This is a genomic window from Pseudomonas sp. Sample_20 (genome assembly GCF_004307585.1).
GTDB lineage: Bacteria > Pseudomonadota > Gammaproteobacteria > Pseudomonadales > Pseudomonadaceae > Aquipseudomonas > Aquipseudomonas atacamensis.
Map to the genome: position 1 here is coordinate 80519 of NZ_RCOA01000108.1, position 16002 is coordinate 96520.

A 16002-nucleotide genomic window follows, 5' to 3' on the forward strand; every position below is an offset into this window, starting at 1 on the left:
CATGGCAGTTGTTAATTAAAATCAACGAGGCTAAGCTCCGGAAAAGCTCGTTCAAGTGACAGACTTCGAGGTGAATAAAAATGGCATTCAAGCCATTGATCGGCGTTACTGCGTGCGTCAAACAGATTGGCCTGCACCCCTATCACATCAGCGGCGACAAGTACGTACGTGCTGTCAGCGTTGGCGCTGAAGGGTTGCCAGTGGTCATTCCTTCCCTCGGCAACCTGACTGAAATCGAAGACCTGCTCGGTCAGCTCGACGGTCTGTTGCTCACCGGCTCTCCCTCGAACGTGGAGCCCTTCCACTATCAAGGCCCGGCCAGCGCCCCCGGCACGGATCATGATCCGGCCCGCGACGCCACCACCCTTCCTTTATTGCGTGCAGCCATCGCGGCGGGCGTTCCGGTGCTCGGTATCTGCCGTGGCTTCCAGGAAATGAACGTGGCCTTCGGCGGCAGCCTGCATCAGAAGGTGCACGAGCTGCCCGGCATGCTCGACCACCGTGAAGCCGACAGCCCGGATGTGGCCGTGCAATACGCACCAGCCCATGCGGTCAGCGTGATCGCTGGCGGCGTGTTCGAAGCGCTGGAGCTGCCCGACGAATTTCAGGTCAATTCGATTCACAGCCAAGGCATCGACCGCCTCGCTCCCGGCCTGCGTGCTGAAGCCGTGGCACCGGACGGTTTGATCGAAGCGATCTCGGTCGAGCACAGCCTGACCTTCGCCCTCGGCGTGCAATGGCATCCGGAATGGCAGGTGCTGGACAACCCGAACTACCTGAAGATTTTCCAGGCGTTCGGCGCAGCGTGCCGGCAACGGGCGGCGAAGCGCAGTCAGCGCTGACGCAATCCCAGACTCGATAACGATTTACTGCCCCCACGGCTGGCGGGTGTGCGTTTGCACATCTGCCAGTCGTGAACCGCAACACCCGTGATAACAACAAGTACGACCCAGGCAGCCAGGACGGCGGCGCCGAACAAGCCGGATCGGTACGGACAAAGGCCACTCAGGTCAACGCATATCCCCTGTGGGAGCGAGCCTGCTCGCGAAAGCGGTGTATCAGCAAACGATGATGTCGACTGACACTCCGTATTCGCGAGCAGGCTCGCTCCCACAGGTTCTGCGCCAGCTGACAGGCATTCCGGACCGCTCCGCAATCCACTTAAGCCCGGCCACGTTGGCCAGGCACACGACACCTGTTGGGAGTTTCACATGGCAAACGCCTCCAGCACTTACCGCAAGGCACTCGAGGGTCAGCAGCAACCGAAAAAGGTGCTGGTGAAAGTCGATCGTGTCACCAAGAAGTTCGACGAAACCGTGGCCGTGGACGATGTGTCCCTGGAGATCCATCAGGGCGAGATTTTCGCGCTGCTGGGCGGTTCCGGTTCGGGCAAATCGACTCTGCTGCGCATGCTCGCCGGTTTCGAGCGGCCGACCGAGGGGCGGATTCTGCTCGATGGCGTGGACATCACCGACATGCCGCCTTACGAGCGGCCGATCAACATGATGTTCCAGTCCTACGCGCTGTTCCCGCACATGACCGTGGCACAGAACATCGCCTTCGGCCTCAAACAGGACCGTTTGCCTGCCAGCGAAATCGATGCTCGCGTCGAAGAAATGCTGCGCCTTGTGCACATGACCCAATACGCCAAGCGCCGCCCGCACCAGTTGTCCGGCGGCCAGCGGCAGCGCGTCGCCCTCGCCCGCTCGTTGGCCAAACGGCCGAAACTCTTGCTGCTCGACGAGCCGATGGGTGCGCTGGATAAAAAGCTGCGTTCGCAGATGCAGCTTGAGTTGGTCGAGATCATCGAGCGCGTCGGCGTGACTTGCGTGATGGTGACCCACGACCAGGAAGAAGCCATGACCATGGCCCAGCGCATCGCGATCATGCACCTGGGCTGGATCGCGCAGATCGGCAGCCCGGTGGACATTTATGAAGCGCCGGTCAGCCGCATGGTCTGCGAATTCATCGGCAACGTGAACGCCTTCGACGGCACCGTGGTGGAAGATCTGGAAGGCCACGCGATCATTCACAGCCCCGACTTGCAGCAGAAGATCTATGTCGGTCACGGCGTCAGCACCTCGGTGCAGGACAAGTCGATCACCTACGCCATCCGCCCGGAAAAAATGCTCGTCAGCACCACCCAACCGGAGTTCCGCTACAACTGGTCCGAAGGCAAGGTCCACGACATCGCTTACCTCGGCGGCCACTCTGTGTTTTACGTCGAGCTGCCCGGCGGCAAGATCGTCCAGTCGTTCATGGCCAATGCCGAACGCCGTGGCGCGCGGCCGACCTGGGACGACAAGGTCTACGTCTGGTGGGAAGACGACAGCGGCGTGGTGCTGCGCTCATGAGAACTTTCAATCAGCAATTCTTGCGCCTGGTGCCCAGCGGACGAAAACTGGTGATCGGCATTCCGTTCATCTGGCTGTTCCTGTTCTTCATGCTGCCGTTCTTTCTGGTGATGAAGATCAGCTTTTCGGAAGCCGCGCTGTCGATCCCGCCGTACTCGGAGATCTACACCTTCGCCGAACAGAAATTCCAGCTGCTGCTGAACATCGGCAACTACACCCTGCTCGGCGAAGACGAACTGTACCTGTCGGCGTATCTCGGCTCGCTGAAGGTCGCGGCATTGAGCACGCTGATGTGCCTGGTGATCGGTTTTCCGATGGCTTACGCGATCACCAAGACCGGCAAGGAAACGCAAAACGTCCTGCTGCTGTTGATCATGATGCCGACCTGGACGGCGATCCTGATCCGCGTGTATGCGTGGATGGGCATCCTCAGCAACAACGGTCTGCTCAACGGGTTCCTGATGTGGACCGGGCTCACCGACCACCCGATCGAGATCCTCAACACCAACACTGCCGTCTATATCGGTGTGGTTTACGCGTATCTGCCGTTCATGGTTCTGCCGCTCTATGCCAACCTGGTCAAGCACGACAACAGCCTGCTGGAAGCCGCGCAGGATCTGGGTTCGAGCAACTTCAACAACTTCTGGAAGATCACCGTGCCGCTGGCCAAGAACGGCATCATTGCCGGCTGCATGCTGGTGTTCATTCCGGTGGTCGGCGAGTTCGTGATTCCGGAACTGCTGGGTGGCCCGGAGACGCTGATGATCGGTCGCGTGCTGTGGCAGGAGTTCTTCAATAACCGCGACTGGCCGGTGGCTTCCGCGCTGGCGGTGGTGATGCTGTTGATCCTGATTGTGCCGATTCTGCTGTTCAACCGCAGCCAGGCCAAAGAGATGGAGGCACGGGGATGAAACGCTTCAACTTTTCCAAATTCATGCTGATCTTCGGCTTGATGTTCATTTATCTGCCGATGCTGATTCTGGTGATCTACTCGTTCAACGCCTCGAAACTGGTGACGGTGTGGGGCGGCTGGTCGATCAAGTGGTATGTCGGCCTGCTCGACAACACGCAACTGATGGGCTCGGTGGTGCGCTCGCTGGAAATCGCCTGCTACACCGCGATTGCCGCTGTGGCACTGGGCACCCTCGCCGCGTTCGTCCTGACGCGGGTGACGCGCTTCAAGGGTCGCACGCTGTTTGGTGGCCTGGTGACCGCGCCGTTGGTAATGCCGGAAGTGATCACCGGTCTGTCGCTGTTGCTGCTGTTCGTGGCGATGGCGCAGCTGATCGGCTGGCCGCAGGAGCGCGGCATCGTCACCATCTGGATCGCCCACACCACCTTTTGTGCCGCTTATGTGGCGGTGGTAGTCTCCGCGCGCCTGCGGGAACTGGATCTGTCGATCGAAGAAGCGGCGATGGACCTCGGCGCCAAACCATTCAAAGTGTTTTTCCTCATCACCATTCCAATGATCGCGCCGTCGCTGGCCGCCGGCGGGATGATGTCGTTCGCCTTGTCGCTGGATGATCTGGTGCTGGCGAGTTTTGTCTCCGGGCCGGGCTCGACCACGCTACCGATGGAAGTGTTCTCGGCGGTGCGTCTGGGCGTGAAACCCGAGATCAACGCTGTGGCCAGCCTGATTCTGCTGGCAGTGTCGCTGGTGACTTTCCTCGTCTGGTATTTCGGCCGTAAGGCAGAGGCCAACCGCAAACGGGCGATTCAGGAAGCGATGGATCAGACCGCGAATGAGTCGTGGCAACAGCCGGCAGCGGCGACTGCCTGAGCAACACCGATGAACCACTGTGGCGAGGGGATTTATCCCCGTTGGGCTGCGAAGCGGCCCCTGCAGTTCTACCTGAAGACTCCGTATTCAGGTTTTGCGACTGCTTCGCAGCCGAGCGGGGATAAATCCCCTCGCCACAAGGTTCAAGTGCACCGAGCTTTTGTTTTGTTGAATAAGAAGAAGGGAGTTGTACCGATGAAAATGTTTGGCAGGACTCTGCTGACACTGTCCTTCATGGGCGCAATGGTCATGGGCGCCCAGGCCAACGACAAGGTGCTGCGTGTTTACAACTGGTCCGATTACATCGCGCCGGACACCGTGAAAAAGTTCGAAGACGAGACTGGCATTCGCGTGACCTACGACATCTTCGACAGCAACGAAACCCTGGAAGCGCGCCTGCTCGCAGGCAAATCCGGCTACGACATCGTCGTGCCGTCGAACAGTTTCCTGGCCAAACAGATCAAGGCTGGCGTCTATCAACCACTGGACAAATCGAAGCTGCCGAACTGGAAGAATCTCAACCCGGTACTGTTGAAAAACGCTTCCGCCAGTGATCCGGACAACGCGCATGCGTTCCCGTACATGTGGGGCTCGATCGGCATCGGTTTCAATCCGGCGAAGGTCAAGGAAGTTCTCGGCGCCAACGCCCCGACCAACTCCTGGGACTTACTGTTCAAACCGGAGAACGCGGAAAAGCTCAAAGCCTGCGGCATCAGTTTCCTCGATTCGCCGACCGAAATGCTCCCGGCCGCCCTGCACTATCTGGGCTATCCGGTGAACGACAAGGACAAGGCGCACATCGCCGAAGCCGAAGCGCTGTTCATGAAAATCCGCCCGTACGTGGCGTATTTCCATTCCTCGAAGTACATCTCCGATCTGGCCAACGGCAACATCTGCGTGGCGGTCGGTTACTCCGGCGACGTCCTGCAGGCCAAGGCCCGCGCAGTGGAATCGGGCAACAAGGTGGTGATCGACTACAGCATTCCCAAGGAAGGCGCCGGCAGCTTCTACGACATGGTCGCCATCCCCCGTGATGCGGCAAACGTCGACAACGCCTACCTGTTCATGGACTTCCTGATGCGCCCGGACATCATTGCCGAAGTCACCAACAGCATCGGCTACAGCAACGCCAACGCAGCGGCCACGCCACTGGTGGACGAAGCGATCCGCAACGAACCGGGCTCGTATCCGTCGCAAGCGGTGATGGCGACCTTGTATGCAGTGCCGGATCAGCCGATTGCCACGCAGCGGATCATGACCCGTGGCTGGACGCGGGTGAAGCTCGGTAAATAAAAACACCGATGATCAAAATGTGGGAGCGAGCCTGCTCGCGAAGGCGGTGGGACAGGCGACGAAAATATTGGATGTGCCGACGCTTTCGCGAGCAGGCTCGCTCCCACAATGAAGCAATACAGTGCTGAAAATTTTCCGTTCACGCAGCGCCTTACCACCGCTGCACCCTGATCTGAACGGCCTCACCCGGCTCCCTCGGCTCGGGTGAATTTGCAGGCGCCTTCGGGCGCCTTTTTTTGTCCGTTCAGATCAGCGGCCAGTCCTGCAAAACCCGATAGCGACCCTTGTGCGATTCGAACAGAGCGAAGCGTTCAGCACGCAGAAAGAACTCCGGCGGCGTGCGCGATTCCGGCTCCGGCGCGCGGTACTCCCGCGCCAGTGTCAGGTGCGGGCGGAACTCGTGGGTGGGCTCGTCAAAACCGAACGGCAGCATCGCCTGCTCCAGCGCGTAGACCAGGCGCAACAACGCGGGCGGCGCCTGTTCCGGTGCCAGCGATAGCACACCGGGGCGATGCCAGACCTGCAAGCGATCCAGCGCAATGCGCAACGTTTCGCCGGGAATACGCACACTGCCCGCTGCTTCGCAGACGCCGTGAATCTGCGCCAGCGGCACCGCACCGAGAAACATCAGGGTCAGATGAAAATTATCCGCCGGCACCGGTTTGCCGCTGCGCAGGCCCAGTTCCGCGCGCCACTGGGCGATTGCCTTGCGCTGCGCCGGCGGGCAGTCCAAAGCGAAAAACAGCCGTTTCGACGGTTCATCCCTGCGCACTTCATCCATCATCGCCCTGCCCCCCATATCGTCATGATCGCGCCGATTCTACACAGCCTGTTCTGACGACTCGCGACAGGAAGCTATAGTTCAAGGATTGCCATCAACCGGAGGCTGCCATGCGCGAGATCCTCAGCAAAGAACCCTGGTGGGCCCGGCCACCGCATCCCGGACAGGACGAAAGCGAACTGGAATGGGGCTGGCTGGTGCATTACAGCGAAGGCGAACCGCGCTTCGAATTCGTTCGTGAGAGGCCCAGCGACGAGCAGATCCGCAACCGCAAAAGTTGCCGGGTCACCCCCTCGCCCGAATGAATAGAGCCCGTGAGCACTAATCCTGTGGGAGCGAGCAGGCTCGCTCCTTGGGTCATGCATTGATCAGTGGGGTTGGGTGTCGCCGGCGGCGGTGTCGATGCTGACAACCACTGACATCCCCGGCCGCAAGCGTTCTTCTTCCTGCTGATCGGGATCGATGGTGATGCGCACCGGCACGCGCTGGGCGATCTTGACGAAGTTACCGGTGGCGTTGTCGGCCTGCAGCAAGGCAAATTCCGAGCCGGTGCCCGGCGAAATATGCTGCACATGGCCAGTGAATCTGCGGTGGTTCAAGGCGTCGACGGTGAAGCGCACCGGTTGCCCGACACGTACGTTGGCCATCTGGGTTTCCTTCATGTTGGCGATCACCCATTTCTGGTCCGGGACCAGCGCCATCAATTGCGCGCCGGAGTTGACGTAGGCGCCGAGGCGCACGCCAATCTGCCCGAGCTGGCCGTCGCGCGGAGCCACGATCCGCGTGTTCGACAGATCGATGCGCGCCAGTTGCACCGCTGCTTCGGCACTGGCCACGGCGGCCTCCAGCGAGCCGCGATTGACGATCACCGTTTGCAGATCCTGCCGGGCGATTTCCAGATTGGCCTTGGCCTGCGCCACAGAAGCCGTGCTCTGCGCGTTGGCAGCGAGAGTCACGTCGAATTCGCGCTTGGACACCGAGCCGTCGCGCACCAGTTCCTGATTACGCCGCAGATCCGCCTCGCTCTTGCGCAACTGCGCCTGGCTGTCGGCGAGCACTGCCTGGCGCAATTTGATCGTCGCTTCAGCGCTGTTGCGCTGCTGCACGACGTTGGCCAGTCCGGCCTTCTGCACCGCCAGTTGTGCCAGAGACTGGTCGAGGCGTTGCTGATAAATGCGGTCGTCCAGACGCACCAGCAGATCCCCGGCCTTGACGTACTGGAAGTCCTGCACCGGCACCTCGAACACATAGCCGCTGAGCTGCGGGCCGATGATCGTCACCTGCCCGCGCACCAAGGCGTTTTCGGTGGTTTCGACTGCACTGCTGAACGGCGGCAGTTGCCACGCATACAGCACGATCAGCACGCCGACGATGGCGATTGCGGCAAAGCCCAGCGAAGAGATGATCCGCACCCGCAGCGAACGCGGCGCGGTATTCGGTGACGATGGCGGCGCCTCCCCTTCAGGTGTGGCGGCGATGGCGTTGGTGGTTGTGGTGGTCGGTTCGGTCATGAAGAAGTGGCACCGCTGGGTGGTACGGAAGGTGTCGGTTCAATGGCTTTGGTGGTGCTCATCAGCCACAACGCGCGTATCGAAAGCCAGATCATGGTCAGGACGGCAATGACCGCGATCAGCATGAAGACATCGTTATAGGCCAGCACGTTCGCTTCGCGTGTCGCCGCATTGGCGAGGCTGCGAATGCCGGCCAGATTGCGCAGGCTCGGGTCCGCCAGCAAACCGCCGAAGGCCGAGCCGCCGCTCTGCACCCGCGCGGCCACCAACGGGTCGGACATCACCAGATGATCGACGATGTGGCTGGAATGGTACTTCTCCCGCACGATCTGAAAAGTGCCGAGCAACGCCGCGCCGAGCAGTCCGCCGAGGTTATTGCAGATCCCGAACAGCACGGAAAAACTCACCAGGTTGCGCGGATTGGTCAGCACGTTACGCGTGCCGAAGACCATGGTCGGGCCGAGAAAAAACGTACTGCCGAACGCCAGCAGGAACTGACTGAAATACATGTTTTCGGGGCGGGTCAGGTTGTTCGAGAAGCTGTCCATCACCGAACCGGTGGCCATCAGCGCCAAGGAAATGATCAACGGCATCAGCAAATGTTTGGGGTCGATGGTCAGTGCGCTGGTGGCAAGCCCGGCGATACTGCCGATCAGCATCACCACATACAGACTGTGCAACTGCTCATAGCCCATGTTGAGGTTCTGCATGAACCCCACGGCGCCGGTGGATTGCTCCGAGGTGACCATGCGGATCAGAGTCACCGCCAGCGCCAGGCGGATCATCGTTCCGCTGCCCAGCCAGCGGGTCATCAACATCGGGTTGCTGCGGTTGTGCTCGATGGCCAGGCCCATGATGATCAGCGCGATCGAACAGGCCAGCGCCACGCCGATCCAGTCCGCCTCCAGCCACCAGTCGATCCGCCCCAGCGACAACACCGCGCACAACAACGCTACACCAGTGGCGAGGATGGCGAAGGTGAGGAAATCGAGTTTTTCAAAGGTTTTGAAGCGGTCACCGGGCGGCAACTTCAGCAGTAAGACACAGCCAAGTGACAGCAGGGCCATGCCCAATTCGAACAGGTACAGACCGCGCCATTCGGCGATCTGCAACAGGTCTTCGGAAAACAGCCGCGCCAGCGGTAACGCCAATTGCGACGTGCCGAGGCCGAGCACCAACGCTTTGAGCCGCCACTTCGCCGGGAATGCCTGGACCATGTAATACAGACCCAGCGAGCTCAGCGCCGCACCGACCATGCCGTGGGCAGCCCGCACCGCCACTGCCGAGTTGAGATCGTTGACGAACAAATGGCCGAAGGTCACCAGTGCATACAGCACCAGAAACACTTCGGTGAACGCGCGCAAGCCGAACTGCTGGCGAAACTTCACCAGCAGCAGGTTCATCGATACGTTGGTCATCACATACGCCGCCGGCAGCCAGGCCATCTCCGCCGTGGTCGCGCCGAGCGAGCCTTGCAGGTAAGGCAGGTTGGCAACCACCAGCGAGTTGCCCAACCCACCAGTCACCGCCACCAGCACGCCAACCGCCGCATAAGCCAGGCGCTTGGGCGTGGAGTGCAACGGGGTCGATGGGGAACCGGGCAGGCTGGGCTTTTCGTGGGGTTGCCAGTTGCGCGGGGCGTATTTATCCATGGATCGGCCTGGTGCTGGGGGTAGAGGAAGTTTGCCGCAATTTGACAGGCAATACACGACTCGACGGACACCAAGGAACCCGGTGGGAGCGAGCCTGCTCGCGAAAGCGCTGTGTCAGTCGACAACTTCATTGAAGGAAAGTCCGCATTCGCAAGCAGCCTCGCTCCCACAGGGGTTCGGCGTCGCATGGGAGGTCATCGCATAACTTCCAGTTGACAATCCCCGTAAATCTGGGAAATATCCGCATCGATGTTGTACGACGACGTATGACAAATAATAAAAACAACAAACGATCCAGGGAGCGTCACAGTGAGCCCACTCGCCCGCAATTCCGTCCGCCCTTCACGTTTTGCCCATTTCAAACCGCGTTCGACCCTGAGCCTGATCGGTTGCAGCAGCCTCGCTCTGGCCCTGCCGATGAGCGCCGATGCCGAAGGCTTTCTTGACGACAGCAAAGCCACGCTGAACCTGCGCAACGCCTACTTCAACCGCAACTTCGTCAACCCGGCCAATCCGCAGGGCAAGGCTGAAGAATGGACGCAGAACTTCATTCTCGACGCCAAATCCGGCTTCACCCAGGGCACCGTCGGCTTCGGCCTCGACATCCTTGGCATGTACTCGCAGAAGCTCGATGGTGGCAAAGGCACTGGCGGTACGCAGTTGTTGCCGATTCATGATGACGGTCGCCCGGCCGACAATTTCGGTCGCCTCGGCGTGGCGCTGAAAGCCAAAGTCTCGAAGACCGAATTGAAAGTCGGTGAATGGATGCCGGTGCTGCCGATCCTGCGCTCCGACGACGGCCGCTCCCTGCCGCAGACCTTTCGCGGTGGCCAGATTACGTCCACCGAGATCAACGGCCTGACCGTTTACGGCGGCCAGTTCCGTGGCAACAGCCCGCGCAACGACGCGAGCATGGAAGACATGTCGATGAACGGCCGCGGTGCATTCACCTCCGATCGCTTCAACTTCGGCGGCGGCGAATACAGCTTCAACGAAAAACGCACGATGGTCGGCGTGTGGTACGCCGAGCTCACCGACATCTACCAGCAGCAGTATTTCAACCTCAGCCACAGCCAGCCGATGGGCGACTGGACGCTGGGCGCCAACCTCGGTTTCTTCACCGGCAAGGAAGACGGCAGCGCTCAGGCCGGCGACCTCGACAACAAGACCGCGTTCGCCCTGCTCTCGGCCAAGTATGGCGGCAACACCTTCTACGTCGGCCTGCAGAAACTCACCGGCGACGATGCGTGGATGCGCGTCAACGGCACCAGCGGCGGCACCCTGGCCAACGACAGTTACAACGCCAGTTATGACAACGCCAAAGAGCGCTCCTGGCAGGTGCGTCACGACTACAACTTCGTTGCGCTGGGCGTGCCTGGCCTGACCCTGATGAACCGCTACATCAGCGGCGATAACGTACACACCGCCACCACCAATGACGGCAAGGAATGGGGCCGCGAATCGGAACTGGCCTACACCGTGCAGAGCGGCCCGCTGAAGAACCTCAACGTGAAATGGCGCAACGCGACCATTCGCCGGGACTTCAGCACCAACGAATTTGACGAGAACCGGATTTTTATCAGCTATCCGATTTCGTTGTTGTAACGGTTGGCGGTTTACCCTGTGGGAGCGAGCCTGCTCGCGAAAGCGCCGGACCAGTCGATTTGTTCTGACTGGCACACGGCATTCGCGAGCAGGCTCGCTCCCACAAGGGAATTGCATTGCAAGGCAGGTATCGGGTCTTGAGAAAATGAATCGTCCCTTCCGTCATCTACACCAAAAGTCGCGTTGACAAGATCCGGAAACCCTACCGATACTTCAGCGCAGTCATACGACAACCTACAACAAACCTAATAACAATGTGTTCAGGGATTGCCATGACGTCTACCTCTACCCCCCGCGCTCCTTTCAACCGCCTGCTGCTGACCGGTGCCGCCGGCGGCCTGGGCAAAGTGTTGCGCGAACGCCTGCGCCCTTACGCCAATGTGCTGCGCCTGTCCGACATCGCCGCCCTCGCCCCGGCCGTCGATGACCACGAAGAAGTCGTGCTCTGCGACCTCGCCGACAAGCAAGCCGTGCATCAACTGGTCGAAGGGGTCGATGCGATCCTGCATTTCGGCGGCGTTTCGGTCGAGCGCCCGTTCGAAGAAATCCTCGGTGCCAACATCAGCGGCGTGTTCCACATTTACGAAGCGGCGCGCAAGCACGGTGTGAAGCGGGTGATCTTCGCCAGTTCCAACCACGTCATCGGTTTCTACAAACAGGACCAACAGCTCGACGCCACCTCGGCGCGTCGTCCCGATGGTTACTACGGTCTGTCCAAGTCCTACGGCGAAGACATGGCCAGTTTCTACTTCGATCGCTACGGCATCGAAACCGTCAGCATCCGCATCGGCTCCTCGTTCCCCGAACCGCAGAACCGCCGGATGATGCACACCTGGCTGAGCTTCGACGATCTCACGCAACTGCTCGAACGCTCGCTGTACACACCGAACGTCGGCCACACCGTGGTCTACGGCATGTCCGCCAACAAAGACGTCTGGTGGGACAATCGCTACGCCAGCCACCTCGGTTTCGAAGCCAAGGACACCTCGGAAATCTTCCGCGACAAGGTCGAAGCGCAACCGATGCCAGCCGACGATGATCCGGCGCGGATCTACCAAGGCGGCGCCTTCGCCGCAGCAGGCCCGTTCGGCGACTGACCGTTCGACTTGATCCCCTCCAATAAAAACCATGGGAATGAGTATGCAAGCCGAATTGATCGTCGACGCCCGCAACGCGGTCGGTGAAAGCCCGGTCTGGGTGCCGCAGGAAAACGCTCTGTACTGGGTCGATATTCCCAACGGCGGGCTGCAACGCTGGAGCGCTGACAGCGGGCATGTTGCCTCGTGGAAGGCCCCGGAAATGCTCGCCTGCATCACCCGCCACCGCAGTGGCGGCTGGGTCGCTGGCATGGAAAGCGGATTCTTTCGACTGCACCCGCACAGCGACGGCAGCCTCGACAGTGAGTTGCTCGCTACCGTCGAGCACAGCCGCGCCGACATGCGCCTCAATGACGGTCGCTGTGATCGCCAAGGGCGTTTCTGGGCGGGCAGCATGGTGCTGAACATGGGCCTGAACGCGTCTGAAGGCCGGCTCTATCGCTACGGCGCCGGGCAGACGGGCGTGATCGAAGCGCAGCTGGATGGCTTCATCGTGCCCAACGGCCTCGCTTTCAGCCCTGACGGCAAAACCATGTACCTGTCGGATTCGCACCCCAATGTGCAACTGATCTGGGCCTTCGATTACGACACCGAGACCGGCACGCCATCGAATCGCCGAATCTTCGTCGACATGAATCATTTCCCCGGCCGCCCCGATGGCGCCGCCGTGGATGCCGAAGGCTGCTACTGGATCTGCGCCAACGACGCCGGCCTGATCCACCGCTTCGCCCCGGACGGCCGACTGGATTTCTCGCTTGAAGTACCGGTGAAGAAACCGACCATGTGCGCCTTCGGCGGCAGCAACCTGGACACCTTGTTTGTCGCCTCGATTCGCCCCGGCGATGACCACGACCCGCAATCGCTGGCCGGCGGCGTGTTCGCCCTGAAGCCAGGCGTCAAAGGCCTCGCCGAACCGCAATTCAACGATTTGCTTTAGACCCTCTGCTGCACCGCTGCGCCTTGAACACAAAAATAACAAGACTGGAGACTCACCCCTCATGAACTTCAAACGCACCTTGCTCGCCGCTGCACTCCCGCTGATGTTCACCTTCGCTGGTGCCGCTCAGGCACTGGAACTTAAAGTCGCCGACATCCACCCCAAGGGTTATCCCACCGTGGAAGCCGAAGAAAGCATGGGCAAGACCCTGACCAAGGAAACCAACGGCGAGCTGACCTTCAAGTACTTCCCGGGCGGCGTGCTCGGTTCGGAAAAAGAAGTCATCGAGCAGATGCAATTCGGCGCGATACAGATGTCTCGCGTCAGCCTGGGTATCGTCGGCCCTGTGGTGCCGGATGTGAACGTGTTCAACATGCCGTTCATTTTCCGCGACCAGCAACATATGCGTAACGTCATCGATGGCCCGGTGGGCGATGAGATTCTCGACAAGATCACCAACTCCGAATTCAAATTGGTGGCCCTGGCGTGGATGGACGGCGGTACACGCAACATCTACACCAAAAAACCGGTGCGCAAGCTCGAAGACCTCAAGGGCATGAAAATTCGCGTGCAAGGCAACCCGATGTTCATCGACATGATGAACGCCATGGGTGCCAACGGTATCGCCATGGACACCGGCGAAATCTTCAGCGCCCTGCAGACTGGCGTGATCGACGGTGCGGAAAACAACCCGCCGACCCTGCTCGAACACAACCACTTCCAGAACGCCAAGTTCTACAGCCTGACCGGTCACCTGATCCTGCCGGAGCCAATCGTGATGTCGAAAATCACTTGGGAAAAACTCACTCCGGATCAACAGCAACTGGTGAAAAAAGCTGCCAAGGCTGCCCAGGCTGAAGAGCGCGTACTGTGGGACAAGAAGTCCGCCGCCAGTGAAGAAAAACTCAAGGCCGCCGGCGTCGAGTTCATCACCGTTGACAAGAAACCTTTCTACGAAGCTACCGCCTCGGTTCGCGAGAAATACGGCGCGCCTTATGCCGATCTGATCAAAAAGATCGAAGCCGTTCAGTAACGCCTCCCGCTCCGTACTCATGAACAAGGCCCGGCGCGCCAGCGGTTCAGGCGCGCCCGGTTACGGTGGAACCCGATGAAGAATCTGCTGCTGCGTATCAACGACAAGATCTACATGACGTGCATCTGGGTCGCCGGCCTTTCTGTCCTGGCGATTTCCCTGATGATCCCTTGGGGCGTGTTCGCCCGCTATGTACTCGGCACCGGTTCGAGCTGGCCTGAGCCGACGGCGATCCTGCTGATGATGGTGTTCACCTTCATCGGCGCCGCCGCCAGTTACCGCGCCGGTGCGCACATGGCCGTGGCCATGCTCACCGACCGCATGCCTGCGCAAATGAAAGCCGCAGCGGCGATTTTTTCGCAACTGTTGATGGCGGCCATCTGCATCTTCATGACCATCTGGGGCACCAAGCTGTGCATGTCCACCTGGAACCAGTTCATGGCAGCCCTGCCCGATCTGCGGGTTGGCGTGACCTATCTGCCGATTCCCGTGGGCGGTTTGCTGACGCTGATTTTTGTCGTGGAAAAACTTTTGCTCGGTGACCAGAGCAAACGTCGGGTCGTGCAGTTCGACCTGGTTGAAGAAAGTGAAGGTGCCGCTTAATGGACGCTCTGATTCTGCTGGGCAGTTTTATCGTATTGATTCTGATCGGCATGCCGGTCGCTTACGCGTTGGGCGCCGCTGCGCTGATCGGCGCTTGGTGGATCGACATTCCATTCCAGGCGGTGATGATCCAGGTCGCCTCGGGGGTGAACAAATTCTCGCTGCTGGCCATTCCGTTCTTCGTCCTCGCCGGTGCGATCATGGCCGAGGGCGGCATGTCGCGCCGTCTAGTGGCGTGTGCCGGCGTGCTGGTAGGTTTCGTCCGTGGTGGCCTGTCACTGGTCAACATCGTCGCCTCGACGTTCTTCGGCGCGATCTCCGGTTCGTCGGTGGCCGACACCGCGTCGGTAGGCTCGGTGCTGATTCCGGAAATGGAACGCAAGGGCTATCCACGGGACTTCTCCACCGCCGTGACCGTCAGCGGTTCGGTGCAAGCCCTGCTGACTCCGCCAAGCCACAACTCGGTGCTCTACTCGCTGGCCGCTGGCGGTACGGTGTCGATCGCTTCGCTGTTCATGGCCGGCATCGTCCCAGGCCTGATGATGAGCGCCTGCCTGATGGTGCTGTGCCTGATCTTCGCGAAAAAGCGCAACTACCCCAAGGGCGAAGTGATTCCGATGCGCCAGGCGCTGAAGATCGTCGGCGAAGCCCTGTGGGGCATGATGGCGATGGTGATCATCCTCGGCGGCATTCTCTCGGGGATTTTCACCGCCACTGAATCGGCGGCCATCGCCGTGCTGTGGTCATTCTTCGTGACCATGTTCATCTACCGCGACTACAAATGGAGCGAACTGCCCAAGCTGATGCACCGCACGGTGCGCACCATCTCCATTGTGATGATCCTGATCGGTTTCGCCGCCAGCTTCGGCTACATCATGACCCTGATGCAGATCCCGGCGAAGATCACCACGCTGTTCCTGACCCTGTCGGACAACCGCTACGTGATCCTCATGTGCATCAACGTCATGCTGCTGTTGCTTGGCACGGTGATGGACATGGCGCCGCTGATTCTGATCCTCACGCCGATCCTGATGCCAGTGATCATGGGCATCGGTGTCGATCCCGTGCAGTTCGGCATGATCATGCTGGTCAACCTGGGGATCGGATTGATAACACCGCCGGTGGGCGCCGTGCTCTTCGTCGGCTCGGCGGTGGGCAAGGTCAGTATCGAAAGCACCGTAAAAGCGCTGCTGCCATTCTATGGCGTGCTGTTCCTGGTGTTGCTGCTGGTGACCTACGTTCCGGCGATTTCGCTGTGGCTGCCGCACCTGGTGTTGTAACCCGCTGAGAAGATCGCAGCCTTCGGCAGCTCCTACAGGAACGCAATCTCTTGTAGGAGCTGTCGAGTGCAACGAG

The 16002-nt window shown here is 60.2% G+C and carries 15 protein-coding genes; 12 read left to right on the plus strand and 3 right to left on the minus strand.

The features are described from left to right. Window positions 1-80: 80 nt before the first annotated feature. The 5 genes from D8U70_RS21775 to D8U70_RS21795 all read left to right on the plus strand — a co-directional run bounded on the left by D8U70_RS21775 (window position 81) and on the right by D8U70_RS21795 (window position 5427). Window positions 81-842, plus strand: a complete 762-nt coding sequence (locus D8U70_RS21775) for a gamma-glutamyl-gamma-aminobutyrate hydrolase family protein (RefSeq protein WP_130929698.1) — start codon at window positions 81-83, stop codon at window positions 840-842. Window positions 843-1211: 369 nt separating this feature from the next. Continuing rightward, on the plus strand, window positions 1212-2354 hold the full coding sequence (gene potA / locus D8U70_RS21780) for a polyamine ABC transporter ATP-binding protein (RefSeq protein WP_024013333.1): 1143 nt from the start codon (window positions 1212-1214) through the stop codon (window positions 2352-2354). Further along, window positions 2351-3265, plus strand: coding sequence for an ABC transporter permease subunit (locus D8U70_RS21785; RefSeq protein ID WP_024013334.1), 915 nt, complete (start codon window positions 2351-2353; stop codon window positions 3263-3265). The genes potA and D8U70_RS21785 overlap by 4 nt, the downstream gene beginning before the upstream one ends. Continuing rightward, on the plus strand, window positions 3262-4134 hold the full coding sequence (locus D8U70_RS21790; RefSeq protein WP_071172836.1) for an ABC transporter permease subunit: 873 nt from the start codon (window positions 3262-3264) through the stop codon (window positions 4132-4134). The genes D8U70_RS21785 and D8U70_RS21790 overlap by 4 nt, the downstream gene beginning before the upstream one ends. Before the next feature lie 195 nt (window positions 4135-4329). Then, window positions 4330-5427 (plus strand): polyamine ABC transporter substrate-binding protein, encoded by a 1098-nt coding sequence (locus D8U70_RS21795; RefSeq protein ID WP_130929699.1) that lies wholly within the window; start codon window positions 4330-4332, stop codon window positions 5425-5427. Between the two features lie 244 nt (window positions 5428-5671). On the opposite strand, the gene thpR is transcribed toward D8U70_RS21795, so the two are convergent. After that, on the minus strand, window positions 5672-6211 hold the full coding sequence (thpR, locus tag D8U70_RS21800; RefSeq protein WP_130929700.1) for an RNA 2',3'-cyclic phosphodiesterase: 540 nt from the start codon (window positions 6209-6211) through the stop codon (window positions 5672-5674). A 107-nt stretch (window positions 6212-6318) separates the two neighbouring features. Here thpR and D8U70_RS21805 point away from each other — a divergent pair, with 107 nt between their 5' ends. Beyond that, on the plus strand, window positions 6319-6513 hold the full coding sequence (locus D8U70_RS21805; RefSeq protein WP_024013337.1) for a hypothetical protein: 195 nt from the start codon (window positions 6319-6321) through the stop codon (window positions 6511-6513). Between the two features lie 63 nt (window positions 6514-6576). Here D8U70_RS21805 and D8U70_RS21810 read toward each other — a convergent pair whose 3' ends face one another. Together D8U70_RS21810 and D8U70_RS21815 are read right to left on the minus strand one after the other, a co-directional pair. After that, complete coding sequence (locus tag D8U70_RS21810; protein WP_071172839.1) at window positions 6577-7719, minus strand: HlyD family secretion protein; 1143 nt, start codon at window positions 7717-7719, stop codon at window positions 6577-6579. Beyond that, complete coding sequence (locus D8U70_RS21815; RefSeq protein ID WP_071172840.1) at window positions 7716-9371, minus strand: MFS transporter; 1656 nt, start codon at window positions 9369-9371, stop codon at window positions 7716-7718. The genes D8U70_RS21810 and D8U70_RS21815 overlap by 4 nt, the downstream gene beginning before the upstream one ends. 309 nt (window positions 9372-9680) lie before the next feature. On the opposite strand from D8U70_RS21815, the gene D8U70_RS21820 reads away from it, so the two are divergent. The 6 genes from D8U70_RS21820 (at window position 9681) to D8U70_RS21845 (ending at window position 15926) form a co-directional block, all read left to right on the plus strand. Further along, complete coding sequence (locus D8U70_RS21820) at window positions 9681-10976, plus strand: OprD family porin (protein WP_024013340.1); 1296 nt, start codon at window positions 9681-9683, stop codon at window positions 10974-10976. Between the two features lie 272 nt (window positions 10977-11248). Further along, window positions 11249-12073 (plus strand): NAD(P)-dependent oxidoreductase, encoded by an 825-nt coding sequence (locus tag D8U70_RS21825; RefSeq protein ID WP_130929701.1) that lies wholly within the window; start codon window positions 11249-11251, stop codon window positions 12071-12073. Window positions 12074-12116: 43 nt separating this feature from the next. Next, on the plus strand, window positions 12117-13010 hold the full coding sequence (locus tag D8U70_RS21830; RefSeq protein ID WP_130929702.1) for an SMP-30/gluconolactonase/LRE family protein: 894 nt from the start codon (window positions 12117-12119) through the stop codon (window positions 13008-13010). 61 nt (window positions 13011-13071) lie between these two features. After that, window positions 13072-14043 carry a TRAP transporter substrate-binding protein gene (locus D8U70_RS21835; protein WP_024013342.1) on the plus strand — a complete coding sequence of 324 codons (972 nt, stop codon included), beginning with the start codon at window positions 13072-13074 and terminating at the stop codon, window positions 14041-14043. A 75-nt stretch (window positions 14044-14118) separates the two neighbouring features. Next, on the plus strand, window positions 14119-14646 hold the full coding sequence (locus D8U70_RS21840; RefSeq protein ID WP_130929703.1) for a TRAP transporter small permease: 528 nt from the start codon (window positions 14119-14121) through the stop codon (window positions 14644-14646). Continuing rightward, window positions 14646-15926: a TRAP transporter large permease gene (locus D8U70_RS21845; RefSeq protein WP_071172844.1), complete on the plus strand. Its 1281-nt coding sequence runs from the start codon at window positions 14646-14648 to the stop codon at window positions 15924-15926. The genes D8U70_RS21840 and D8U70_RS21845 overlap by 1 nt, the downstream gene beginning before the upstream one ends. Window positions 15927-16002 lie beyond the last annotated feature (76 nt).

Excerpts from the sequence above, each read along its gene's own strand:
- D8U70_RS21775 (WP_130929698.1), top strand. The coding sequence starts at position 81 with ATGGCATTCAAGCCATTGATCGGCGTTACTGCGTGCGTCAAACAGATT.
- potA (WP_024013333.1), top strand. The coding sequence starts at position 1,212 with ATGGCAAACGCCTCCAGCACTTACCGCAAGGCACTCGAGGGTCAGCAG.
- D8U70_RS21785 (WP_024013334.1), top strand. The coding sequence starts at position 2,351 with ATGAGAACTTTCAATCAGCAATTCTTGCGCCTGGTGCCCAGCGGACGA.
- D8U70_RS21790 (WP_071172836.1), top strand. The coding sequence starts at position 3,262 with ATGAAACGCTTCAACTTTTCCAAATTCATGCTGATCTTCGGCTTGATG.
- D8U70_RS21795 (WP_130929699.1), top strand. The coding sequence starts at position 4,330 with ATGAAAATGTTTGGCAGGACTCTGCTGACACTGTCCTTCATGGGCGCA.
- thpR (WP_130929700.1), bottom strand. The coding sequence starts at position 6,211 with ATGATGGATGAAGTGCGCAGGGATGAACCGTCGAAACGGCTGTTTTTC.
- D8U70_RS21805 (WP_024013337.1), top strand. The coding sequence starts at position 6,319 with ATGCGCGAGATCCTCAGCAAAGAACCCTGGTGGGCCCGGCCACCGCAT.
- D8U70_RS21810 (WP_071172839.1), bottom strand. The coding sequence starts at position 7,719 with ATGACCGAACCGACCACCACAACCACCAACGCCATCGCCGCCACACCT.
- D8U70_RS21815 (WP_071172840.1), bottom strand. The coding sequence starts at position 9,371 with ATGGATAAATACGCCCCGCGCAACTGGCAACCCCACGAAAAGCCCAGC.
- D8U70_RS21825 (WP_130929701.1), top strand. The coding sequence starts at position 11,249 with ATGACGTCTACCTCTACCCCCCGCGCTCCTTTCAACCGCCTGCTGCTG.
- D8U70_RS21830 (WP_130929702.1), top strand. The coding sequence starts at position 12,117 with ATGCAAGCCGAATTGATCGTCGACGCCCGCAACGCGGTCGGTGAAAGC.
- D8U70_RS21835 (WP_024013342.1), top strand. The coding sequence starts at position 13,072 with ATGAACTTCAAACGCACCTTGCTCGCCGCTGCACTCCCGCTGATGTTC.
- D8U70_RS21840 (WP_130929703.1), top strand. The coding sequence starts at position 14,119 with ATGAAGAATCTGCTGCTGCGTATCAACGACAAGATCTACATGACGTGC.
- D8U70_RS21845 (WP_071172844.1), top strand. The coding sequence starts at position 14,646 with ATGGACGCTCTGATTCTGCTGGGCAGTTTTATCGTATTGATTCTGATC.